Below are 21,753 nucleotides of genomic sequence, written 5' to 3'. Positions count from 1 at the left end.
CATGCCCAAGATGAAGACGCACAAGGGTTCGGCAAAGCGCTTCCGCCGCACCGGCACTGGCAAGATCATGCGCGCCAAGGCCTTCAAGAGCCACATCCTCACCAAGAAGTCCCAGAAGCGCATCCGTGGCTTCCGCAAGGAGACCGCACTGTGCCCCAGCGACGCCAAGACCGTGTCGCAGCGCATGGGCAAGTAACAGGCGCACACGCGTCAGCATAATTTCGTTTTCTAGGAGTTGATTAGATATGGCACGTGTCAAGCGCGCAGTCGCCGGTCGCAAGAAGCGCCAGACCCTCAAGAAGCTCACCAAGGGCTACTACGGCACCAGCTCGCGTACCTTCCGCGGCATGAAGGAGCAGGCCCAGCACTCCGGCCAGTACCAGTACCGTGACCGCCGCAACAAGAAGCGCGACATTCGCGCCCTCTGGATTCAGCGCATCAACGCCGCGGCCCGCATGAATGACCTCTCCTACAGCAAGTTCATGCACGGCCTCAAGCTCGCTGGCGTCGAGCTGGACCGCAAGGTCCTCTCCCAGATTGCCTACGAGGACGAGGCGACCTTCGCCGACCTGGCCAACGTGGCCAAGAAGGCGCTCGCCGAGGCCGAGTAGCACAAGGTCCCAAGTCAGTTGGAAGGACCCTCTCCCACGGGAGGGGGCCCTTCTTGTATGTGGATGCCTGAGTGTCTCTCCCGTGATCTTGAGTTCTATTGTGCCGATGGTTCCAGCGTTCGGCGGGAAGCCACAAGGGCCAAAGAGGGGATGGGGTGGCCATCCCCTCTTGCCCTGCGGGGCAAACACTGTGGGGAACGTCACTTCTCCCCCAAGGAAGAGCATCCGCAGGGGAAGCGAGGGTCCGTGCGCTACCGGAGGCGATGGGTTGTCGAGAGTTTTAGAAGGGGAGGGGGTCACTCCGGACTGGCCTCTTTCAAACGGTGGCCTGCCCTTCCATGGACGGCTGCCCATTGATGCACGCTCGGGAGGTAACCCCCCTTCTCGAGTGTGGGCCCCCGTATGGGTGACCAGCATCAAACCACAAGCATTGGCAGGAAGCTCCGGGTGTGAGTGCACCCATCAGGCTCCCGGGGCCCATTGTGGGCGCTGACCCTTACCCATGCCCAGTTGTTTGAGATAAAACGTGCGACTATGGCAAATGGATTCCGATATGAGCGCTCACATCGGGCTTTGGCTGCCATGGTTCCAGATCTGATGTTCCGTCAACTGGGGAGGCGCCACGCGACAGGCGACGCCGGGCGGGCGGAGGCTCTCGCGCGAGCGACCTTCTGCCAGAGGAGGCTGCAGGGACGAGTGGGGGAAAGGCATGCGCGCACGTCCCTCGCTCTAGTTCTCGTCCTGGTGGTGGTGATGGAAGTGCTCCCGCTCCTCCAGACGCTCCTCCTCCACCTCGAAGTCCGGGTCCTGGGGTGAGATGAGCTCGTCGTCTCCCGTCTTGGGGTTGGTGTGGTGCAGCAGGACGGGACGGAACAGGTGGAGGTGGCGTGCGATGATCGCCGAGACAACCAGGAGCAGGGCAAAAATGAGCATGCGGGGCCAGAGCGAGACCTGGGTCATCACGATGCTGCCCAGGCAGAGCACACCCGTCCATGCGTACATGAAGAGCACCGCCTCCCTCTGGTCAAAGCCCTCGGAGATGAGGCGGTGGTGGATGTGCCCGCGGTCTGCCTGGCCAATGCTCACGTGCGCCCTCCAGCGCCTGACGATGGCAGAGAACGTGTCGATGATGGGAACGGCGGCGATGACCAGGGGGACGATGATCGTGGTGAGGCCGGCGACACGGGTGACGGAGAGCAGGGACACCGCCCCGAGGGCGTAGCCGATGAGGAGCGAGCCGGAGTCACCGAGGAAGATGCTCGCGGGATGGAAGTTGTAGCGCAGGAACCCGAGGGTGGAGCCAAGAATCGCGATTGAGAGCGATGCTGCGTCGCCGCGTCCGGCAAGATACGACAGCACGAACATCGTGAGGCTTGCGATTGCGGCGATGCCGGATGCAAGGCCGTCGAGGCCGTCGATGAGGTTAAAGATGTTCACGTAGGCCACGAGGTAGACGATGGTGATGGGATAGGCGAGCCAGCCGAGCTCGAGGGGACCACCTGTTAATGGGTTCACGATCACGCCAATGACGCAGCCTGCGAAGGCGGCGACGGATGCCGCAATGGCCTGACCGAGAAGCTTCTGGAGCGGCTTGAGCTGAAACACGTCGTCCAGCATCCCCGTGATGAAGATGATCGCGAACCCCAACGCAATCCCCTCGTATCGCAGGCTCTCGAGGTGGGGGCTAGGAATGAGGACGGGCGGCCAGCCCAGGTAGAGGGAGCCAAGGTACTGGATCACGAACGCGGCGATGATGCCGGAGAACACCGCGATGCCGCCCATGCGTGGGATAGGCTTCTTGTTGATCCTCCTTGCACTGGGGTAGTCGACCGCGCCGAGCTTCCAGGCGACCTTGCCCGCCACCGGGGTTATGGCGAGCGAGGTGAGAAGTGCCGCGGCAAACACGCATAGGTACGAGACCCAAGACTGAATCACGCGCTTCTCACCCCCACCCGTATCGACGTCGCATAGACCCGTCCATGATACAGGATGTTCATCCAGGGGGAACAAAGTGCCGCGCCGGCTTGGAAAAGCACACGCGCAGTGGAATGCGCGCAGGTTGGGCCGAAGATGGGGGAGAGGGGACGTCCACAAAGGTCTTGGCTGGCTGAAGCCGCGCGAACACCTGCATTTCATTAGTCTTTGCGATGCCGCTCCCCAAGTCAAGACTGGCATTGCGGCTAGGTTCTCGTATATTGAAGACGTCGTCCCCCTGCGGAGCAATAAAGGGTGAACCGACAAGCGTTTCGAGGGAGCCCATATATCGCTCTTAGTACAGGCATCCCCCGTTGTTGGGGAAGCTGGAAGAGACGACGAGGGCACCCACCTTTTTGAGAGGTGGGTTCATTACGCGACCGCAGGGGGCGACATTTCATTTGGTCGCGAAAAGTGGTTGACACCCGCAGTGGAAATCGGGATACTACCTCTTGCGCGAAAACGCGCCTGGGGATGTAGCTCAGCTGGGAGAGCGCTGCCTTCGCAAGGCAGAGGCCGAGGGTTCGAATCCCTTCATCTCCACCATGTAAATGCAGGGCACCTTGGCTTCGCCAGGGTGCCCTTTCCTTAGGGCGACGAATTACGTTTGAGGATCCGTCCGAGAGGCGCGCACCGCGCGGCCCCACCGCCGGAGGCGGTTGGCCTGTGGGTCTCCGGGGACGGGATGTCCCTGACGCCCGTCGCGAGGGAGGAAGCGGGATGGTCTCGGCAGAATCGTACAGGCGATGCAGCCTCTGCCCACGTGCGTGCGGGGCGCGGAGGCTCGAGGGCGTGGCGGGGTTCTGCGGTGCCACGTCGACGCTGAGGGTCGCCCGCAGCGCGCTCCACTACTGGGAGGAGCCCCCGATCTCGGGGGAGGCGGGCTCCGGCGCCATCTTCTTCACGGGATGCCCCCTGCGCTGCGTGTTCTGCCAGAACCACGAGATCTCGCAGGAGGGCTTTGGGCTCCCCGTCTCGACCTCCCGCCTCGCCCAGATGATGCTCGAGCTCCAGGGGCAGGGCGCACTCAACATCAACCTGGTGACGCCCCTGCACTACGCCCCGCACGTGAGGGAGGCGGTCCGTCTCGCCCGCGATGCCGGGCTCACGCTCCCCATCGTGTGCAACACCTCCGGCTACGAGACCGCCGAGGTCGTGGACGAGATGGGCGACGTGATCGACGTGTGGCTCACCGACTACAAATACGCCTCGCGCGAGCTTGCAGGCAGGCTCTCGAAGGCTCCCGACTACCCCGAGGTGGCACACAGGGCGCTTGGCCGCATGCTCGCCTCGCTTCGTTCGAAGGGCGGCAGGCTGCTGGGGGAGGACGGCAGCATGCTCAGGGGCATCGTGGTGAGGCATCTTGTGCTTCCAGGGCACGCGGACGACTCCAAGGCGGTGCTCGACCGCGTGTGGGACCTTTGCGGCAACGAGGTCGACCTCTCGGTGATGAACCAGTACACCCCAAACCGCCAGTGCCGCGAGGCAGGGGGCGCGCTTGCGCGCACCGTCACGGACGACGAGTACGAGGAGGTCTTGGACCACGCGGACGACCTGGGGTTCGAGCGCATGTGGTGGCAGCAGGGGGGCACGGTGTCCGAGAGCTTTGTGCCCGCCTTCGACGCGACCGGGGTGCGCGGCCCCGAACTGGGCGACAAGGGCTAACCTTAGGCTTGCTTATGTGGCCCGCACGGACGCGGGCCGAGAAGGGATGCGTGCGATGGCAGACGACACCAAGCCGCTGAGCGACGAGGAGCGCGAGGAGCTGGAGGCGCTGCGGCGTGAGAAGGCCCAGCGCGAGGAGGCCAGCCGCGCCGCGCAGGAGCGTGCCGAGCTAGAGCGGCTCAAGCGCGAGCGCGAGAGGGCACAGCGCGACGCCGAGGAGGACAGGCGCATTCGCGAGGTCCGCGAGCGCAACGCGAAGATCATGGAGCCCGACGACGACCTTAAGATGCCTCTGGGGCAGAAGATCGTCCTCGTCGGGATCATCGTGGTCGCAGTCGCGATCATCCTGGTCATGAACTTGGGAAGGTAGCCCAGGTGCGCCCCGTCGTGCTTCGTGCGTGACGGGGCGCCTCTCGAAGGGAAGGCACCATGGCACTGACAGACCGAACGAACCCACATGACGTATCGCTCAACACCGACCTCTACGAGCTCACCATGGCCCAAGGCTTCTGGGAGTCGGGGATGGTCGACGCCGAGGCGTGCTTCAACGTCTTCTTCCGCGACAATCCGTTTGGCGGTGGCTACGCCGTGGCGTGCGGCATGGGGCAGATCGCGGACCTCGTGAGCAACTTCGTATTCGAGGACGACGTAATCGACTACCTCGCCTCCATCCAGGCGCCGGGTGGCGGCCCCATGTTCAAGGCGGGCTTCCTCGACTACCTCCGCGGCTTCCACATGCGTGTGTCTGTCTGGGCCGTTCCCGAGGGCGACCTGGTGTTTCCCCGCGAGCCCATGGTGAGGGTCGAGGGTCCCATCATCGACTGCCAGCTGCTTGAGACCGCCCTTCTCAACCTGGTCAACTTCCAGACGCTCGTTGCCACCAAGACGGCCCGCGTGGTCCATGCGGCGGAGGGCCATCCGGTCTCCGACTTTGGCCTGAGGCGGGCGCAGGGCCCCGACGGCGGCCTTGCGGTCGCTCGCGCCTCCTACATCGCCGGCGCCAGCTCCACCTCCAACGTGCTGGCAGGCAAGATCTATGGCATCCCCGTGTTTGGCACGCACGCCCACTCGTGGGTCATGGCGTTTCCGAGCGAGCTCGAGGCGTTTCGAGCCTTCGCTGAGTCGATGCCCAAGAACTGCGTCCTGCTGCTCGACACCTACGACGTCCACCAGGGCATCAAGAACGCCATCACCGTCGCCAAGGAGATGGAGGAGAGGGGAGAGCGCCTCGCCGCCATTCGCATCGACTCGGGCGACCTCGCCAAGCTCACCAAGGAGGCACGCCGCGAGTTTGACGCCGCGGGTCTCCCCTATGTCAAGATCTCGGCGTCCAACGACCTTGACGAGTACACCATCCAGTCGCTGTTTGCCCAGGGTGCGCCCATTGACTCGTTTGGCGTGGGCACCAAGCTCGCCACCTGTGACCCCCAGCCCTCGCTCGGTGGCGTCTATAAGCTGAGCGCCACGCGCGCCACGCACGACAGCCCGTGGGAGCCCGTGATCAAGCTCTCCGAGACCGCGTACAAACGGACCATCCCGGGCGTCCAGCACGTGAGGAGGTTCTACGACGCGTCGGGCTGCCCCGTGGGCGACATGATCGTGGACGACGCGGTGGCGAGTGACGATTCCACGTCGATGGTGGACGTCCTGGACGAGTACGTGAGCTACGACATGGGCGACGCCGAGCCCCGCGAGCTCCTGACCCAGCTGGTAGATGCCGGAGAGCCCAGCGGCGTCCCGGAGGGGATCGAGGCCGCCAAGGCGCGCTGCCGCGAGGCGCTCATGAGGCTCGACCCCGCCGTCAAGCGCTTCCTCAACCCGCAGACCTACCCGGTGGGGCTCGAGCTTGGCCTCGCTCGCACGCGCTCCGAGCTCGCGCGCCGGGAGCGTCGCGCGTCGGGTCGCAGCTAGGACGGTGAGTCCGGGCAAGTCGAATCTGATTCATTTGCAAATGGGAACCCACCATGCCTTGTGCCTGATATAAACTCAATCACTAAGTATGCGTTCTTTTGCATTTTTGGCACGACCTAAGGAGATTTCATGCCAGAGACGATCGAGGGGCTTGTGAAGCAAGCCATTTCCGCTGCGCAGGCAGCGGGCGACCTGCCAGAGTTCGAGGTGGAGGACCTCGGCGTCGAGCGACCGGCGGACAGCTCCAACGGCGACTGGTCCACGACGGTCGCCCTGCGCTCCGCCCGCCTGGCGCACATGGCCCCCGCAAAGATCGCCGCCGCCATCGTGAGTCACATGCCCGAGGACCCGCAGGTCTCCAAGGTCGAGGTCGCAGGTCCCGGCTTCATCAACTTCTACCTGAGCGCCGCCTCCAACAACGAGGTCTTCCGCACCGTGCGCGAGGCCGGCGGCGACTGGGGCAAGTGTGACGAGGGCCACGGCCTCAAGGTCAACTACGAGTTCATCTCGGCCAACCCCACCGGCCCGCTCCACGTTGGGCACGGCCGCTGGGCCGCACTGGGCGACTCCATGTGCAACGTGCTGGAGCACGCCAATTTCCACGTTGACCGCGAGTACTACATCAACGACCACGGTTCTCAGATGGACGTCTTTGGCCGCTCGGTCGCCAAGCGCTACCTTCAGCTCGTTCAGATCATGCGCGAGGAGGGCATCGACGTCGACCAGGCGTACGAGAAGCTCCTCAAGGACCGCGAGGCGTACGTGGACGACGAGGCGGACGAGCACCCCGAGAACCACCCGTACATGGACGAGTTCAACGAGGCCCTTGGCGGCAACTCCTACGGCGGCGACTACATCGTCGAGATCGCCCGCGAGTTCTTCCAGGAGGACGGCGACAAGTGGGTCGACGTCGACCAGGAGACCCGCGACGCCGAGTTCCGCGAGCGCGCCTACCAGAAGATGCTCGCTCGCATCAAGGCCACCTGCGACGAGGTCCGTTGCCACTTTGACCTGTGGTTCTCTGAGCGCTCCCTCTATGTTAAGGACGAGTCGGGCACCTCGCAGGTCGACCGCGCCTTCAAGCGTCTGGACGACATGGGCTACCTCTACAAGACCGACGACGGCGCCCTGTGGTTTAAGTCGACCGCGTTTGGCGACGACAAGGACCGCGTCCTCATCAAGTCCAACGGTGAGTACACCTACTTCGCCTCCGACGTCGCCTACCACTGGAACAAGTTCCAGCGCGACGAATACTCCATCGACCTGTGGGGCGCCGACCACCACGGCTACATCGCTCGCGTCACCAACGTGTGCGACGCGCTGGGATACCCCGGCAAGTTCGAGGTCGACCTGGGCCAGTTCGTCAACCTGCTCCGCAACGGCGAGCCCGTCCGCATGTCCAAGCGCAAGGGCACCATGGTCACCTTCCAGGAGCTGATCGACGAGGTCGGCGTCGACGCCACGCGCTACACGCTCATCTCCAAGTCCTCCAACCAGACCATCGACTTCGACATCGAGGCCGTGAAGCAGAGGAACAACTCCAACCCGGTGTACTACGTGCAGTACGCGCACGCTCGCATCTGCTCCATCCTCCGCAGGGCTGCGGGCGTCACCGAGGAGCAGGCGCAGGAGATGGGCATGGAGGCAGTTGCCCAGAAGGCCATTGGCCCCGACTACGACCTCTCGCTCCTGACCGATCCCACCGAGGCAGCCCTGGCGCGCAAGCTCTCCGAGTTCCCCGAGCTCATCGCCGGTGCCGCGCGCGACCGCGCTCCGTTCCGCCTCACGCACTTCTGCGAGGAGCTCGCCGGTGACTTCCACGGCTTCTATGCTGCATGCCAGGTGCTCCCCAGCGAGGGGCGTCCGGTGGACGAGGGCCTCTCCCGTGCCCGCCTCGCCGCGATCGACGCCGTGCGTGTGAACCTCGAGGTCGCTCTCGGGCTCATCGGCGTCACCGCACCGGATGTGATGTAATTCTGCGCTCGTTAAACAATTAAGTTTCAGCGAAGTGAACTATGCCATCCTGCAAGGATGGACCCCCTGCAACTAGGGGTATGGTCAGATAAACGTTGGAACCGAGTGCGGGACGCCTCGTCACCATCGTGACGAGGCGTCTCTCTTTTGGTCACGGGAGATGGGGATGCCGCATGGAGCTTCGTGAGTACATGTCCATACGCAGGGCATACAACCTCGTGAGGCAGGACATAGAGGCAAAGAGGCGCCTGACCTTCAGCGAGTTCGCCATCCTATGCAGGCTGAAGATCTCGGGTCGCGGTCTCAAGACGTCCGAGATTGCCGAGTACCAGGGCGCCCTGCGACCGACCATGACACACAGGACGAAGCACCTCTCCAACCTGGGGCTCATCAGCAGTGTCAAGGGGAGCGTCGACCGTCGCAACGTGGTCTGCACCGTCACCGACGATGGGCGTGCCTGCGTGCGTGACCTCTGCGAGCGCACCCGTGCGCAGATTCTACCCGGCCAGTCGCTCAGCCGCACGACGGCGGATCGCATCTGCCGCTACATCGACGCAATGGGTGCCATCCCCTGCATGGCCGGTGAGCTCACGCTCCTGGGCCTTTCGATGGGCGGGGAGGAGGGCATGACCATCTCCGACCTGGTCAATGCCCTTGGACTGCTTCAGCCCACGGTTTCGATGTCCGTCTCGACCCTGGTTGAAGAGGGGGTCGTCACCAAGAGCGCCGAGGTTCCGGGTTCTCGCTTTGTGAACATCAGGCTCACCGAGAGCGGATGGGCACAGGTGGAGGACCTAAGGGCCAAGATTTCTGACGTTGTCGTCAGGCGCGGCCCGCGCACAAGGAAGCGTCAGTCCGAGGACGATGCCGAGTAGCCACTTCCAACGCAAAGGAATGAATGCAAATCGTCCGAAATCCAGCCTTTGGCCGCGGGATCGGGCGATTTTTCATGTCGCATGCTGGCATTGCGACGTGGTTATGCTATATTCGGCTCGTTGCGCGAGGCCGCGACGCATGTGAGTCTGGCATTGCCATTCCAGCGTGACATCACACCCTTGTAAATGCCGTTTTGTGGCACGGGAAGTCGCACCTCTCCCCATATGAGAACAACTTTGGACCTGGCGGCGGATAGAAGCCGCCTGGCGCAAGAAAGGTAGCCTTGATGGCAGAAGACAACCAGGAAGAGAGCTCGGAGCCCACGCAGTCTGAGGAGGCCCCCAAGCCGCGTCGTAGGCGCACCACGCGCAAGTCGGCCGCCAAGAAGGGCGAGGAGGGCACCCCGGAGCAGGCTGAGCTGCAGCTTCAGCCCGCGACGGCATCCGAGGCCACCGTGGAGGAGAAGCCCAAGCGCCGTCGCGGTCGCCCCCGCAAGGTGAAGGTGGCGGAGGATGCCCCCGAGCAGGGCGAGGCACCTCAGCCCCAAGTTTCGGAGGAGACTCCCAAGGCTGAACGCGCAGCCAACGAGGGCGGCTCGAATTCCACCGAGGAGGCGCCTGCGGCCGAGAGGCCCAAACGTCGCCGTGGTCGCCCCCGCAAAGTTAAGCCCGCCGAGGAGGTACCTGCCGACGTCCCGCAGGCAACCGAGGAGGGCGACAGTCCCACGGATGCCGCGAAGGCGCAGGACGAGGCTGGGCAGCGCGTGCTGGGCGCCCCCGCGGCAACGCTTGCCGAGGCGGATGCCGCCAAAAGTGATGCGGGCGAGCAGGAGGGCGACCAGCAGCAGCGGCACGGCGAGGATCACCAGCAGCGCCGTCGCAGGGGTCGTCAGCAGGGCAACGACCGCCAGGGCAGCCACGAGGGGCAGCAGTCCGCACGCAACGGCGGCAACGGTACCTACGGCAACGGTGGCAGCCGCAACTCCAATCGCCGTCGCAACCGCAGGGACCGCCGCCAGGAACAGCAGGTGGAGCCCAGCCTGACGCGCGACGAGGTCTCGCTCATGAAGGTTGCCGAGCTGCGCGAGAAGGCCCAGTCCCTGGGCATCCCCTACGTGGGCGTGCGCAAGAAGGACCTGGCTGAGGCGGTGTACGAGGCCGCGGCGCTCGCCGAGGGCTTTAGGCCGGTGCAGGGCATCCTCGAGATGCAGAACGAGGGCTATGGCTTCCTCCGCACGGGCAACTACATGGCGGGCGATGGCGACGCCTTCGTGCACCAGCAGCTCATCAGGCAGTACGGCCTTCGTCCGGGCGACGAGGTGAAGGGCTCCGTCTCACCCGCGCGCAACAACAGCAAGTACCCACCGCTGCACCACATTGACAGCATCAACGGCCGTCCCCCCGAGGAGATGCGCGGCAGGCCGCGCTTCCGCGACCTCACGCCCATCTTCCCCAACGAGCGCCTGATTATGGAGCACGGCAGGGACTCCATCACCGGCCGTGCCATCGACCTGGTCGCGCCCATCGGCAAGGGCCAGCGTGGCCTGATCGTTTCACCCCCCAAGGCGGGCAAGACGACCGTGCTCAAGAAGATCTGCCAGTCCATCACTGCCAACAACCCCGAGGTGCATCTGTTCTGCCTGCTCGTGGACGAGCGCCCCGAGGAGGTCACCGACATGGAGCGCTCCATCCGCGGGACCGTGGTGGCCTCCACGTTCGACATGCCGGCGAGCAACCACACCGCGGTCTCCGAGCTCGTGATCGAGCACGCCAAGCGTCTGGTGGAGATGGGCGAGGACGTGGTCGTGGTCCTGGACTCCATCACGCGACTGGCGAGGGCGTACAACCTTGCGATGCCCGCCAGTGGCAGAATCCTCTCCGGCGGCGTAGACTCCGCGGCGTTGTACCCGCCCAAGAAGTTCCTGGGTGCCGCGAGGAACATCGAGGGCGGCGGCTCGCTCACCATCCTGGCGTCCGCGCTCGTTGACACGGGGTCCAAGATGGACGAGGTCATCTTCGAGGAGTTCAAGGGCACGGGCAACATGGAGCTCAAGCTCGACCGCGACCTCGCCGACCGCAGGATTTACCCTGCCATCGACCCGATCGCTTCCGGAACGCGCAACGAGGAGCTCCTCCTCGACCCGGAGCTGCAGCCTTTCGTGTGGGGCATCCGTCGCGTTCTGGCAAACATGAACAACACCGAGCGCGCCGCGACGGCCTTGGTCAAGGGCCTGCGAGCGACCAACGACAACGCGGAGTTCCTGATTCGCTCCGCCAAGAAGGCGCAGATGTCCGACTACGTGTCGTAGGAACGTCCCAAAGTCCTGCTCGCAACGGGCGCCCGGGGGGCTATCCCTCGGGCGCCGTTTTCATACATTCCCCGCCTTACGATGATTTCCCGCGGTGGGGTGGCACCTGCGGATTCGTCTTCTCTGTTCATCCTGGACACCTTCTACGGAGATGTCTTTGAGGTGCCTCTCAAGAGCATCGACGTCTCGAACCTCGATATGTCGGGCGCCACGAGGTACATGTGCAAGAACGTGTTCCTGCCATGCAAGCGACGCCCACAGCGAGAGTCAAACCCCTCATCTGGCTTGAATCCATGAAATTGCTCGGTATCATAGGTAGCGTCTGGGAGGTTGCTCCCAAGCGCATATCACGACGGTACACGAAGCAGAGACGAAGCAAGCCGTTGTCGCCAACCGGGAGCCCCTGGGTCCCGGTGCTGTCTTCTCCTCTCCAAGAGTGGTCGTCTTGCGCTCGGCGTCTAAGCGGAGGAGAGTTTCATGGCAGTTGAGAAGAGCAATCCGGCAATCCTGGCTGGGCTCCTCGGTGCCGCTGCCTTCGCATGCCCGGCGACCGCCTTTGCTGCCACGGCTGATGGCGCGGACGGTGGATCGCCCCTCTCCGTGATTGTCCCGTTTGGAATCGGCGTCGTCACCGGCATTGCGGTCACCCGTGCCTATCAGGCTGCCTCCGCTCGCAGGAATGCAGGCGTGGGGGAGGGTGCCATCGCCGCCGATGAGGCCGTGGCCTCGAACGAGGAGTCCGCGGCGATTGGCGACCTGGACGACGACTCCCTGGACGTGACCAACCGCCTAGAGCCCATCGCGAGCGCCGAGCCCGAGTACCGGGGGAGGCACTTCCGCAAGCCCGGTGAGCCCGCTCCCTCAATCCCCTGGGGGTCGGCCATCGATGCCGACGCCTCGGACCTCTCCGGACAGCTTGAACCCGCCGACGGCGAGGCGACCGAGGGCGACGGGGGAGAGGCGCTCTTCTCCCAAATGTCAGACGACGAGAGGGAGCTGGGGGAGACCCTCGAACCCCAGGCCACCGGGGCGTTCCATCCGCTGGCGGACGCATCCGAGTCCCAGGTCACCGGCGTGCTCGAGCCGCTGGACGCAATCCAGGAACCCGAGGTGCCCGAGGCACAGGCTGCCCCTGCGGGGGTGTCGAGCGAGGAGGACCTCACCGACGACTCCGCCGCCTCGACGGCACGGCTGCGCCTGCGACAGCTTCCCCAGGTCTTCGACGCCGACCACCCCTCGCACGCTTCGAGCGACTACGAGGACGTTGCTCAGAACTACGTGAGGCGCGAGAACTTCCTTGAGCGCATGGCGCAGCGGGCGCGGGGGGTCCGCGAGGTGCTCGCGGAGCGCTTTGACCGCGACCCGTTTGAGGACCTCCCCGTGATCGAGCGCGCCGACGGCACCGTGGGGGACGTGGGGACCGGCTGGTGGAACGCCCGCCTGGGCGACTCTGTGGTGTACGTGGGCGGCAAGCCGGCCGCGCAGGTCGCCAGCGACGAGCTGGACGACACTCAGAGCCTGCACGTTCCGCGCTGGATGGGCGACGTCTCTCCCAAGCCCACGCATCGCGGGGTCGTTCCCTCGCCCCGTCCCAATCCCGCAGCAAAGGCGCGCGCCGCGGTGATCGCCCAGAGCGTCGCCGAGGTCGACCAGGGGATGTTTCCCGCCAAGCGCTCGGCGAGCGAGCTCGACCACGATGACATGTGGGAGCAGGCGCTCTCCGCAATGGGGGAGAGGCTCGAGCAGATGACGCCCGCGACCCCCTTCGCCGGCGACGCTATCGGCGGCATCGAGACCATCGACGACCCCGAGGGCCTGGAGGGCCCCACGAGCTTCATTCCCTTCCGTGCCCCCGCCGGGCACCCCGAGGTCGTGGACACCGAGACGTACGTGGATTACCTGATCGACGACGAGTTCTCGCACAACCGTTCGCAGGCCGCGCGCAAGTCGTCGCGCGACTACCTCCGCGTGATCGAGGGGGGCAGTCAGTCGACCGAGGGGACCAACAAGCTCGCGAGGCTCGCGCGTCGCAGGCGCGAGGGTCGCGAGGGCAGCCCCAAGCACATGGCCGGCTCCGTTAGGGAGGCCTAACCCATGCCGTTTGAGAGGCGCGGGGGCAAGGCGGGCGGAAAGCCATCAGTTTCGCTCCGAGCCCTGGTCCTGTGCCTGTGGATGGCCTTCATCTGGGGGCACTCTCTGAGGGACGGGACCGCCTCCTCGGGCGAGAGTGACTTCTTCGCTCGCCTCAAACCAATCATGGACCTGCTGGGTGCCATGGGCGTTACCAGCTGGAGCGACCGCACCTTCCTGGTGCGCAAGATGGCGCACTTCATTGAGTACGCCGTCCTGGGAATCTTTGGGTGGCGTCTCTCCAATGCGATGAGGACCAGGTCGCGCGCCGCGACCCGGCTCATAGTCCTGCTCGTGTGCCTGGTCCCCGTGGTGGACGAGACGATCCAGCTGTTCGTGCCTGGCAGGAGCGGACGGGTCACCGACGTCCTGTTGGACCTCAGTGGCGTGGCGTTTGGAGCGGCCTTGTCGCTCGTCATCTCCAAGATTACGAGGCGATGAAATCATTTATTGCCCGGAAGCTTGCGGCCTGGTATTGATTGTGGAAGAAATGGCACGTCAAAACGCCAGATGAGGCAACATCATAAAAAGTTGTCGAATGTGTTACGAGCTTGAAAACGATGCCCGTTCTGAGGGCACGCCCTTCAGCTTGCGTCTAGAGTACCCGTTGAGAGGTCGCCACGGGGCGGCCCAGGAAGTCTAGCCCAGGGAGGGTGAACAATGGCAAACGCTATGAGCAGGCGTAACTTCGTCAAGCTGAGTGGCATCGCTGCTGCGGGTCTGGGTGGTGCATCCATTCTAACCGCCTGCGGTGGTGGGTCCTCCTCTAGCGACGACTCCAGCATCAAGGTCGGCCTGATGGGCCCCTACTCCGGTGACGTGGCTCAGTACGGCCTCGCGGTCCGCAACGGCGCTCAGCTCTACGTGAAGCAGCTCAACGACAAGGGCGGCATCAACAACAAGAAGATCGACCTCGACACCCAGGACGAGAAGGGTGACGCCACCGAGGCCAAGAACGTCTACGACAAGATGGTCGAGGATGGCGTCGTCGCCATCATCGGCGACGTGACCTCCACCCCATCCATCGCTGTGGCGCAGGCGTCCGTGAACGACAACATGCCGCTGGTCTCGGCGTCCGCGACCGCAGCCGACTTCATCAAGTACGGCAAGAATGCCTTCCGCGCCTGTATCACCGACCCCTACCAGGGCAAGCTCATGGCCGACTTCGCGGCCAAGCAGGGTTACAAGACCTACGGTGCCATCTTCAACTCCGGCGGAGACTACGAGGTCGGCGTCAAGGATGCCTTCGTCAAGGAGGCCAAGTCCAAGGGCCTTTCGTCCGTCGCTGACCCGCAGGGCTACTCCGCCGGCGACACCGACTTCAAGGCGCAGCTGACCACGATCATCTCCGGCAACCCCGATTGCATCTTCTGCCCCAACTACTACCAGGACGACGGCAAGATCGTGACCCAGGCCCGTCAGCTGGGCTACAAGGGCGTCTTCCTTGGTGCCGATGGCTGGTCCAACATCGTGGGCGGAGACCAGGACTATGCCAGCGCCGCCGACCTTGAGGGTTGCTACTATGACTGCTCCTTCACCGTCAACAACGACGACGAGAAGGTCCAGCAGTTCATCAAGGACTACAAGGCCGAGTACAACGCAGACCCCTCCAACTTCTGCGCGCTGGGCTACGACGCCGCCATGGTCGTTATGACCGCCATCGAGCAGGTCGAGAAGGACGGCAAGTACAAGCCCTCCGACGACGACTACAAGCAGGCCATCATCGACGCCATTTCGTCCGGCTCCGTCGACGGCGTCACGGGCACCATCAAGTACGACGGCACCGGCGACCCCGTGAAGCCGACCCTGGTCATCACCTTCAAGGATGGCAAGGAGAGCGTGTTCGACACCATCGAGGCCAGCTAGTGGTGGCACTCTCAAAGTAGGAATGCCCTAGGGCGCCGGGGGCGCGAGAGTCTCCCCGGCGCCCTTGCGCATAGGGGGTATCTAGCACGCGCCCCCGCAAGACGAAGAAAGGAAGTGTGTGCCATGACGTTCTTGACGCAGGTGCTCAACGGCTTGCAGCTGGGCAGCATCTACGCGCTCGTCGCACTGGGCTACACGATGGTGTACGGCATCATCCTGCTGCTCAACTTCGCACACGGCGACATCATCATGGTCGGCGCGTACATATCCTGGATCGTGATGGCTCAGCTGGGCATGTCGCCCGTCCTTGCGATCATCCTCTCCGTTGTGGGGTGCACGGTCCTGGGCGTCCTCATTGACAAGGTCGCCTACGCGCCGCTGAGGAACGCACCGCGCCTCTCGGTCCTAATCACGGCCATCGGCGTTTCGTACTTCCTCGAGAACGGCGCGCAGCTGGTGTTTGGCGCGGACGCAAAGGTCGTCCCGACCTACTTTAACCTGCCCAACCCGCAGGTTGGCGGGGCAACCTTCAACGGTGTCGCCATCCTCACCGTCGTGGTGACGGCTGTCTCGACCATCATCCTCACGCTCCTGGTGCAGAAGACCAAGTTCGGCAAGGCCATGCGCGCCGTCTCGGAGGACATGGGCGCAGCCCGTCTGATGGGCATCAACGTCAACAACACCATCTCGTTCACCTTTGCGGTGGGCTCCGCGCTCGCGGGCATCGGCGCCGTGCTCTACAGCATGGCCTACACCCAGGCCACGCCCACCATGGGCATCATGCTGGGCACCAAGGCGTTCGTCGCCGCGGTCCTTGGTGGCATCGGCTCAATCCCCGGAGCCGTGATCGGCGGCTTGCTGGTTGGCTTCGCCGAGGTCTTCGTGTCCGCCATGGGCTTCTCCGTCTGGCGCGACGCCGTGGTGTTCCTTCTGCTCATCATCGTTCTGATCGTGAAGCCCACGGGCATCCTCGGGCGCACCATGAACGAGAAGGTTTAGGGGAGGCACGATGGACCAAGAACTCAATGGGGGACAGGAGCGGCCGTACGTCACCGCCAAGGCGTCGAAGCACGGCGGTGGACGAAAGACCCTCTCCACCAAGAAGCGCTACATCATCAACGCGCTCCTCTTTGTGGCGATGCTCGCAATTGGGCAGGGGCTGATCGATGGCGACTTTATCAGCCGCTACCAGACCACGGTCATCGAGCAGATCGGCATCTACATCATCATGGCGGTCTCGCTCAACGTGGCGACGGGCTACCTGGGGCAGCTGCCCCTTGGCCATGCCGGCTTCATGTCGGTGGGTGGCTACTCGTGCGCTATCTTCATCATCCGCATGATGCCGGTCTTCGACCTCAACATGCGCTCGTTCGTCACGGGCGAACCCATGGCGGTGGTGCTCTTCGTCGTGGGCGTGCTGTTCGGCGGCCTGATGGCGGGCCTGAGCGGCCTCATCATCGGCATCCCGGCACTGCGCCTGAAGGGCGACTACCTGGCGATCATCACACTCGGCTTTGCCGAGATCATCCGCGTGGTGATGCTCAACATCGACGGCGTGGTGGGCTTCGAGCTCACCGGCGGTGCCAAGGGCCTCACCGGCATCCCCAGCTACACCAACTTCCTCAACACCTTCATCGTGGTGGGCATCGTCCTCTTCCTGATTCACACCATGATGAAGTCTCGCCACGGCAGGGCCATCCTCGCCATCCGCGACAACGAGATCGCCGCCGAGGCCACGGGCGTCAACACCACCTACTACAAGACGCTCGCCTTCGTGGTGTCCGCCTTCTTCGCCGGCGTCGGTGGAGCGCTCTACGCCGGGTGCATCGGCGTCATGGCCCCCGCAAAGTTCGGTTTCATGAAGTCCATCGAGATCCTGGTCATGGTCGTCCTGGGCGGCATGGGCTCCATGCTGGGCTCGGTCCTCTCCGCCACGGTCCTCACCATTCTGCCCGAGGCGCTGCGTGCCTTTGCGGACTACCGCATGGTCGTCTACGCCGTGGTCCTGATCCTGGTCATGATCTTCCGCCCGCAGGGCCTGCTCGGCACCTACGACTTCTCCATGGGCGACTTCCTGGAGAAGCTCATCAACGGCGAGCTGTTCCGCGGGAAGTCCAAGCAGAAGAGCGAGGAGGTGGAGGCCAATGCCTAACAACCGCCATGGCGTCGTGGTTCAGATGGAGTCCCCCAACCTCATCCCCGAGAGGGACCTGGGTACGATTCCCGTCCTCCAGGCGGAGCACCTGGGTATCGACTTCGGTGGCCTCACCGCCGTCGACGACTTCAACATCGCAATGGGCCGAAGCGAGATCAGCGGCATCATCGGCCCCAACGGAGCGGGCAAGACCACGATCTTCAACCTGCTCACCAACGTGTACAAGCCCACGCGTGGCACGATCCTGCTCGACGGCATCGACACCGCGGGCAAGAGCATGGTGCAGGTCAACAAGATGGGCATCGCACGCACCTTCCAGAACATCCGCCTCTTCAGCCAGATGACCGTGGAGCAGAATGTCTTGGTGGGTCTCGGCAACTCCATGTCCACGCGCCTGGTGGACGACATCTTCCGCACTCCCAAGCACTGGAAGCAGGAGCGGGAGTTTCACGACCAGGCCATGGAGCTCCTGAGCTTCTTTGGCATGGAGAGGTTCGCCAACACCAAGGCGGGCAACCTCCCGTACGGCGAGCAGCGCCGCCTCGAGATTTTGCGAGCGCTCGGCACGCACCCCAAGGTGCTGCTGCTCGACGAGCCCGCTGCTGGCATGAACCCCAACGAGACCGAGGACCTGATGGAGAACATCCTCAGGATCCGCGACGAGTTCCACCTTGCGGTGCTCCTGATCGAGCACGACATGAAGCTCGTCATGGGCGTGTGCGAGGTCGTCGCCGTGCTGGACTACGGCAAGATCATCGCAAAGGGCACTCCCGAGGAGATCCAGAACGACCCGAGGGTCATCGAGGCATACCTCGGCAAGCAGGAGGTGAAGTAGATGGGGACGATTCTCTCCGTCAAGGACCTTCGCGTCTCGTATGGCGCCATCAAGGCCGTCAAGGGCATCTCCTTCGACATCTCCGAGGGCGAGATCGTCACCCTCATCGGCGCCAACGGCGCGGGCAAGTCCACGACCCTCAACACCATCGCCGGCCTGCTCAAGCCCGAGTCGGGCGAGGTCAAGTTCAAGGGCGAGAGCCTCATAGGCATCAAGCCCCACAAGATCGTCTCGATGGGCATCGCTCTGTGCCCCGAGGGCAGGCGCGTCTTCACGCAGATGAGCGTTGAGGAGAACCTGGAGATGGGCGGCTACACCAGGAGCGACGCCGAAAACCAGGAGACCATGGAGCGCGTGTACGAGCGCTTCCCGCGCCTGAAGGAGCGCATGGGGCAGTCCGCGGGCACCATGTCCGGTGGCGAGCAGCAGATGCTCGCCATGGGTCGCGCCCTCATGAGCCGTCCTCAGCTGCTGATGCTGGACGAGCCGTCCATGGGCCTGGCGCCCATCCTGGTACAGGAGATCTTCGACATCGTCAAGGAGCTCAACGAACAGGGGACGACCATCCTGCTGGTTGAGCAGAACGCGTCCATGGCGCTCTCCATCGCGGACCGCGGCTACGTCCTCGAGACCGGCACCATCACCAAGACGGGCACTGGCCAGGAGCTGCTGCACGACGACGACGTGAGGAAGGCCTACCTGGGCGGGTAACGCTTGTGGTAAAGGGTTACTAATCGGGCCCCGTTCGCCAGAGCGGGGCCCGTATTAGTGTCAGGCGAGACGTGCGTTCCATTCACGTTGAATGGGGGAGAGAGGAGTTTACAGACCGGGCTCTCCCATGTCACCTACCAGGTGCGGTTCTCCGCCACACCCGTGCGGTGGTGCTGCGACGTGGAAGCGTGACCTCTCCCCAGCGAAAAGGAAAGCGGCCCCCGAGCCATTCGGGGACCGTTGCAATGTGCGGGTCATGTAGAAGGCTAGACCTCGAACGTCACGCCTTTGGGGCTGCATCCCAGGACCCGGACCCACAGCCCGTCGATATGGTTCTCGACCATGTTGTTGACGGCGTTGGCGACGCGCCTCGCTCCCTCGTCGCCGTCGCAGACTGCGAGCATCGTGGAGCCGGAGCCGCTGATGAGGAATGCGGCGGCGCCCGCGGCGAGGGCGGTGCGCCTGAGCGGCTCGTAGTCGGGGATCAGGCGCGCGCGAAAGGGCTCGTGCAGACGGTCCTGGCAGGCCGCCGCGAGGAGGTCGCAGTCGCCCGACTGGAGGGCCTGTACCGTCGCCACGGCATGGCCCACCTGCCACACGCAGGTCTCGGTGGACACGCTCTCGGGCATGACCTTGCGGGCGTCCGCCGTCCTCACCTCGTAGGGCGGGGCGATGGCGACGAACGAGATGCCGTCCGCGACGTCAAAGCGCAGGGAGCGCGTGTCCCTGCCGTCCGAGAAGGAGCTCACCAGGCCGCCCATGATGGCGGGGGCGACGTTGTCGGGGTGACCCTCCAGGAAGGTCGCCACGTTGAGGGCCGCCTGGGGATCAAAGCCGTCGCCGTTGAGCAGCTGTGCCGCCACCACGCCCGCGACCACACAGGTGGAGCTTGACCCCAGCCCGCCCGAGAGCGGGATGGGCGAGTCTATGGTGAGGTGCATTGGCCTGGGCTCGCGGTACATGCGGCGGCAGGCCTCGAGGTAGCTTGTCCAGGCAAGGTTGTCCTCGCCGCGGAACTTCTCAAGGCAGCCGTCAATCACGAGCCCGTCGGACTCCTCAAAGGTGAAGGTTGCCCTGAGGTCCAGCGCTATGCCCAGGCAGTCGTACCCCACGCCCACGTTTGCGGAGGTCGCGGGGACGCTCACGACGGCCTTGCGCGCTCCGCTCATGCGAACACCCGCTGGCACGCGCCCTCGACGAACGCAGCCATCTGGTCTCGGTCGCACACGTCGGGGTGCAGCACGGCCTTGTCCCTCAGCTCGGAGAGCTGGGCGGGGGCGGCGATGCCCGTGAGCTCCTGGAGCGCGTCCATGCACGCGAAGCCGTCGCGACCCTCCACGTTGCCACCAAGGGCGCCGAGGACGTCGGCGGAGAACTTGTACGGGTTGGCGGTCGAGAGGCACACGCGCTGGCGTCCCTCGCGGGGGATCCTGTCCAGCACCGTCTTGGCGACGGCTGTGTGAGGGTCGATCAGCCGGTGGTCGCCCTCCCACGTGGAGCGGATCGTCTGGCGCGTCTCGTCGTCGTCCGCGAAGCCGCAGTCAAAGGTCTCGCGCAGCTTGCCCAGCAGCCCGTCTCCGATGGAGTAGGAGCCCTTCTCCCTCAGGTCAGCCATGAGGGAGGCAACGCGCTCGCAGTCCCCGTCGGTGAGGTAGTAGAGCATTCGCTCCAGGTTGGACGAAACCAGGATGTCCATGGAGGGCGAGATGGTCTTGAGGAACTCGCGCCTGCGGTCGTAGGTGCCGGTCGTGATGAAGTCGGTGAGGACGTTGTTGGCGTTGGACGCCACGACCAGCCTGCCCACTGGGAGCCCCATGCGCTTGGCGTAGTAGCCCGCCAGGATGTCGCCGAAGTTGCCGGTGGGGACCACGAAGTCGACCTCGTCGCCCTCCACAATGGCGCCGGTGCCCACCAGCTGCGCGTAGGCGCTGAAGTAGTAGGTGACCTGCGGGGCAAGCCTGCCCACATTGATTGAGTTGGCGCTGGAGAGGACCACGCCGCCCTTGGCCAGGCGGCCGGCGAGCCCGCGGTCGGCAAAGATGCGCTTGACCTGGGTCTGGGCGTCGTCGAAGGTGCCGCGAATCGCGCACACGGCGACGTTGCCACCCTCCTGCGTCACCATCTGCAGGTGCTGGATGTCGGACACCTTGCCCTCGGGGTAGAAGACCGTGACTCCGCAGCCGTCGACGCCCGCGAAGCCGGCGAGGGCCGCCTTGCCCGTGTCGCCCGAGGTGGCGGTCACGATCATCACGTGGCGGCCGTCAGACCCGCGCGCGACCGACATCAGGCGGGGGAGCATCTGCAGCGCGACGTCCTTAAACGCGCAGGTGGGGCCGTGGTAGAGCTCAAGGAGCCAGTCCTTGCCCACGGGCGAGAGGGGCGTTACCAGCGGGGAGTCGAAGTTGTCCCCGTAGGCCCCCGCAACGCAGGACGCGATCTCGTCCTCGGTGTAGTCGGTGAGGAGGGTCGAGAGGACCCTGCGCGCAGTCGCCTGGTAGCCCTCCTGGCAGACGGAGGGGAGGTCCACCCTCGCCTGGCCCAGCCCGTCCGACACGTAGAGGCCGCCGTCCGGGGCGATGCCCTGCAGTATTGCTTGCTTGCTTGTTACGGGATTAGAGCAGTCGCGCGTGCTGTGATACAACATGTTCATCAAAGTGGTGCTCCTTGCCTCGGGGCCGTCGCGCCCGACGAGTATGGTCCTGCACTTTGGTTCGTATCATAGCCTTTGGGCGTGGCG

Annotated in this window: 18 protein-coding genes and 1 tRNA gene; 16 read left to right on the top strand and 3 right to left on the bottom strand. The window is 64.5% G+C overall.

Going from position 1 to position 21,753, the window contains the following annotated elements; all coding sequences use genetic code 11:
* The first annotated feature begins 1 nt into the window (after position 1).
* Both rpmI and rplT read left to right on the top strand, forming a co-directional pair.
* Positions 2–196 (top strand): 50S ribosomal protein L35, encoded by a 195-nt coding sequence (rpmI, locus tag FYJ68_RS03665; protein WP_154434070.1) that lies wholly within the window; start codon positions 2–4, stop codon positions 194–196.
* A gap of 49 nt (positions 197–245) precedes the next feature.
* On the top strand, positions 246–611 hold the full coding sequence (gene rplT, locus FYJ68_RS03660) for a 50S ribosomal protein L20 (RefSeq protein WP_154434068.1): 366 nt from the start codon (positions 246–248) through the stop codon (positions 609–611).
* Positions 612–1,340: 729 nt separating this feature from the next.
* On the opposite strand, the gene FYJ68_RS03655 is transcribed toward rplT, so the two are convergent.
* Entirely contained in the window at positions 1,341–2,543 is a 1,203-nt protein-coding gene (locus FYJ68_RS03655) for a glycosyltransferase family 4 protein (RefSeq protein ID WP_326832225.1), read from the bottom strand.
* 512 nt (positions 2,544–3,055) lie between these two features.
* On the opposite strand from FYJ68_RS03655, the gene FYJ68_RS03650 reads away from it, so the two are divergent.
* The 14 genes from FYJ68_RS03650 to FYJ68_RS03585 all read left to right on the top strand — a co-directional run bounded on the left by FYJ68_RS03650 (position 3,056) and on the right by FYJ68_RS03585 (position 19,016).
* Positions 3,056–3,131: transfer RNA gene (locus tag FYJ68_RS03650), tRNA-Ala, on the top strand.
* A gap of 174 nt (positions 3,132–3,305) precedes the next feature.
* Complete coding sequence (locus FYJ68_RS03645; protein ID WP_154434064.1) at positions 3,306–4,250, top strand: radical SAM protein; 945 nt, start codon at positions 3,306–3,308, stop codon at positions 4,248–4,250.
* A gap of 55 nt (positions 4,251–4,305) precedes the next feature.
* Complete coding sequence (locus FYJ68_RS03640; RefSeq protein WP_154434062.1) at positions 4,306–4,620, top strand: hypothetical protein; 315 nt, start codon at positions 4,306–4,308, stop codon at positions 4,618–4,620.
* 59 nt (positions 4,621–4,679) lie between these two features.
* On the top strand, positions 4,680–6,161 hold the full coding sequence (locus tag FYJ68_RS03635) for a nicotinate phosphoribosyltransferase (RefSeq protein WP_154434060.1): 1,482 nt from the start codon (positions 4,680–4,682) through the stop codon (positions 6,159–6,161).
* Between the two features lie 129 nt (positions 6,162–6,290).
* Positions 6,291–8,135 carry an arginine--tRNA ligase gene (gene argS / locus FYJ68_RS03630; protein WP_154434058.1) on the top strand — a complete coding sequence of 615 codons (1,845 nt, stop codon included), beginning with the start codon at positions 6,291–6,293 and terminating at the stop codon, positions 8,133–8,135.
* Between the two features lie 173 nt (positions 8,136–8,308).
* The gene (locus FYJ68_RS03625; RefSeq protein WP_154434056.1) at positions 8,309–9,010 is read left to right on the top strand and encodes a MarR family winged helix-turn-helix transcriptional regulator; all 702 of its coding nucleotides are present in this window, start codon (positions 8,309–8,311) and stop codon (positions 9,008–9,010) included.
* 287 nt (positions 9,011–9,297) lie between these two features.
* The gene (gene rho, locus FYJ68_RS03620; protein WP_154434054.1) at positions 9,298–11,319 is read left to right on the top strand and encodes a transcription termination factor Rho; all 2,022 of its coding nucleotides are present in this window, start codon (positions 9,298–9,300) and stop codon (positions 11,317–11,319) included.
* 477 nt (positions 11,320–11,796) lie between these two features.
* Positions 11,797–13,410, top strand: a complete 1,614-nt coding sequence (locus tag FYJ68_RS03615; RefSeq protein WP_154434052.1) for a hypothetical protein — start codon at positions 11,797–11,799, stop codon at positions 13,408–13,410.
* Positions 13,411–13,413: 3 nt separating this feature from the next.
* Positions 13,414–13,890 (top strand): VanZ family protein, encoded by a 477-nt coding sequence (locus FYJ68_RS03610; protein WP_154434050.1) that lies wholly within the window; start codon positions 13,414–13,416, stop codon positions 13,888–13,890.
* A gap of 219 nt (positions 13,891–14,109) precedes the next feature.
* Complete coding sequence (locus FYJ68_RS03605) at positions 14,110–15,315, top strand: ABC transporter substrate-binding protein (protein WP_154434048.1); 1,206 nt, start codon at positions 14,110–14,112, stop codon at positions 15,313–15,315.
* Between the two features lie 123 nt (positions 15,316–15,438).
* Positions 15,439–16,314 carry a branched-chain amino acid ABC transporter permease gene (locus tag FYJ68_RS03600; RefSeq protein WP_154434046.1) on the top strand — a complete coding sequence of 292 codons (876 nt, stop codon included), beginning with the start codon at positions 15,439–15,441 and terminating at the stop codon, positions 16,312–16,314.
* 10 nt (positions 16,315–16,324) lie between these two features.
* A complete protein-coding gene (locus FYJ68_RS03595; RefSeq protein ID WP_154434044.1) occupies positions 16,325–17,467 on the top strand; it encodes a branched-chain amino acid ABC transporter permease in 1,143 nt (380 codons plus the stop codon).
* On the top strand, positions 17,460–18,305 hold the full coding sequence (locus FYJ68_RS03590; protein WP_154434042.1) for an ABC transporter ATP-binding protein: 846 nt from the start codon (positions 17,460–17,462) through the stop codon (positions 18,303–18,305). The genes FYJ68_RS03595 and FYJ68_RS03590 overlap by 8 nt, the downstream gene beginning before the upstream one ends.
* Complete coding sequence (locus FYJ68_RS03585; RefSeq protein WP_154434040.1) at positions 18,306–19,016, top strand: ABC transporter ATP-binding protein; 711 nt, start codon at positions 18,306–18,308, stop codon at positions 19,014–19,016. It abuts the gene before it with no gap.
* A 266-nt stretch (positions 19,017–19,282) separates the two neighbouring features.
* Here the strand turns inward: FYJ68_RS03585 and thrB are convergent, their stop codons facing one another.
* Complete coding sequence (thrB, locus tag FYJ68_RS03580) at positions 19,283–20,185, bottom strand: homoserine kinase (protein WP_154434038.1); 903 nt, start codon at positions 20,183–20,185, stop codon at positions 19,283–19,285.
* Positions 20,182–21,666, bottom strand: coding sequence for a threonine synthase (gene thrC, locus FYJ68_RS03575; RefSeq protein WP_154434036.1), 1,485 nt, complete (start codon positions 21,664–21,666; stop codon positions 20,182–20,184). The genes thrB and thrC overlap by 4 nt, the downstream gene beginning before the upstream one ends.
* Between the last annotated feature and the right edge of the window lie 87 nt (positions 21,667–21,753).

It is taken from the genome of Olsenella porci (assembly GCF_009695875.1).
Lineage (GTDB): Bacteria > Actinomycetota > Coriobacteriia > Coriobacteriales > Atopobiaceae > Olsenella_H > Olsenella_H porci.
Note: the sequence above shows the minus strand (reverse complement) of the source record. Positions and strands in the feature narration are given on the sequence as shown.

What these genes read in the sequence shown, in the direction of transcription:
- FYJ68_RS03635 (WP_154434060.1), top strand. Translation starts at nt 4,680, where the DNA reads ATGGCACTGACAGACCGAACGAACCCACATGACGTATCGCTCAACACC.
- rplT (WP_154434068.1), top strand. Translation starts at nt 246, where the DNA reads ATGGCACGTGTCAAGCGCGCAGTCGCCGGTCGCAAGAAGCGCCAGACC.
- FYJ68_RS03645 (WP_154434064.1), top strand. Translation starts at nt 3,306, where the DNA reads ATGGTCTCGGCAGAATCGTACAGGCGATGCAGCCTCTGCCCACGTGCG.
- FYJ68_RS03640 (WP_154434062.1), top strand. Translation starts at nt 4,306, where the DNA reads ATGGCAGACGACACCAAGCCGCTGAGCGACGAGGAGCGCGAGGAGCTG.
- rho (WP_154434054.1), top strand. Translation starts at nt 9,298, where the DNA reads ATGGCAGAAGACAACCAGGAAGAGAGCTCGGAGCCCACGCAGTCTGAG.
- FYJ68_RS03590 (WP_154434042.1), top strand. Translation starts at nt 17,460, where the DNA reads ATGCCTAACAACCGCCATGGCGTCGTGGTTCAGATGGAGTCCCCCAAC.
- FYJ68_RS03610 (WP_154434050.1), top strand. Translation starts at nt 13,414, where the DNA reads ATGCCGTTTGAGAGGCGCGGGGGCAAGGCGGGCGGAAAGCCATCAGTT.
- FYJ68_RS03585 (WP_154434040.1), top strand. Translation starts at nt 18,306, where the DNA reads ATGGGGACGATTCTCTCCGTCAAGGACCTTCGCGTCTCGTATGGCGCC.
- FYJ68_RS03625 (WP_154434056.1), top strand. Translation starts at nt 8,309, where the DNA reads ATGGAGCTTCGTGAGTACATGTCCATACGCAGGGCATACAACCTCGTG.
- thrC (WP_154434036.1), bottom strand. Translation starts at nt 21,666, where the DNA reads ATGAACATGTTGTATCACAGCACGCGCGACTGCTCTAATCCCGTAACA.
- thrB (WP_154434038.1), bottom strand. Translation starts at nt 20,185, where the DNA reads ATGAGCGGAGCGCGCAAGGCCGTCGTGAGCGTCCCCGCGACCTCCGCA.
- FYJ68_RS03605 (WP_154434048.1), top strand. Translation starts at nt 14,110, where the DNA reads ATGGCAAACGCTATGAGCAGGCGTAACTTCGTCAAGCTGAGTGGCATC.
- FYJ68_RS03595 (WP_154434044.1), top strand. Translation starts at nt 16,325, where the DNA reads ATGGACCAAGAACTCAATGGGGGACAGGAGCGGCCGTACGTCACCGCC.
- rpmI (WP_154434070.1), top strand. Translation starts at nt 2, where the DNA reads ATGCCCAAGATGAAGACGCACAAGGGTTCGGCAAAGCGCTTCCGCCGC.
- FYJ68_RS03615 (WP_154434052.1), top strand. Translation starts at nt 11,797, where the DNA reads ATGGCAGTTGAGAAGAGCAATCCGGCAATCCTGGCTGGGCTCCTCGGT.
- argS (WP_154434058.1), top strand. Translation starts at nt 6,291, where the DNA reads ATGCCAGAGACGATCGAGGGGCTTGTGAAGCAAGCCATTTCCGCTGCG.
- FYJ68_RS03600 (WP_154434046.1), top strand. Translation starts at nt 15,439, where the DNA reads ATGACGTTCTTGACGCAGGTGCTCAACGGCTTGCAGCTGGGCAGCATC.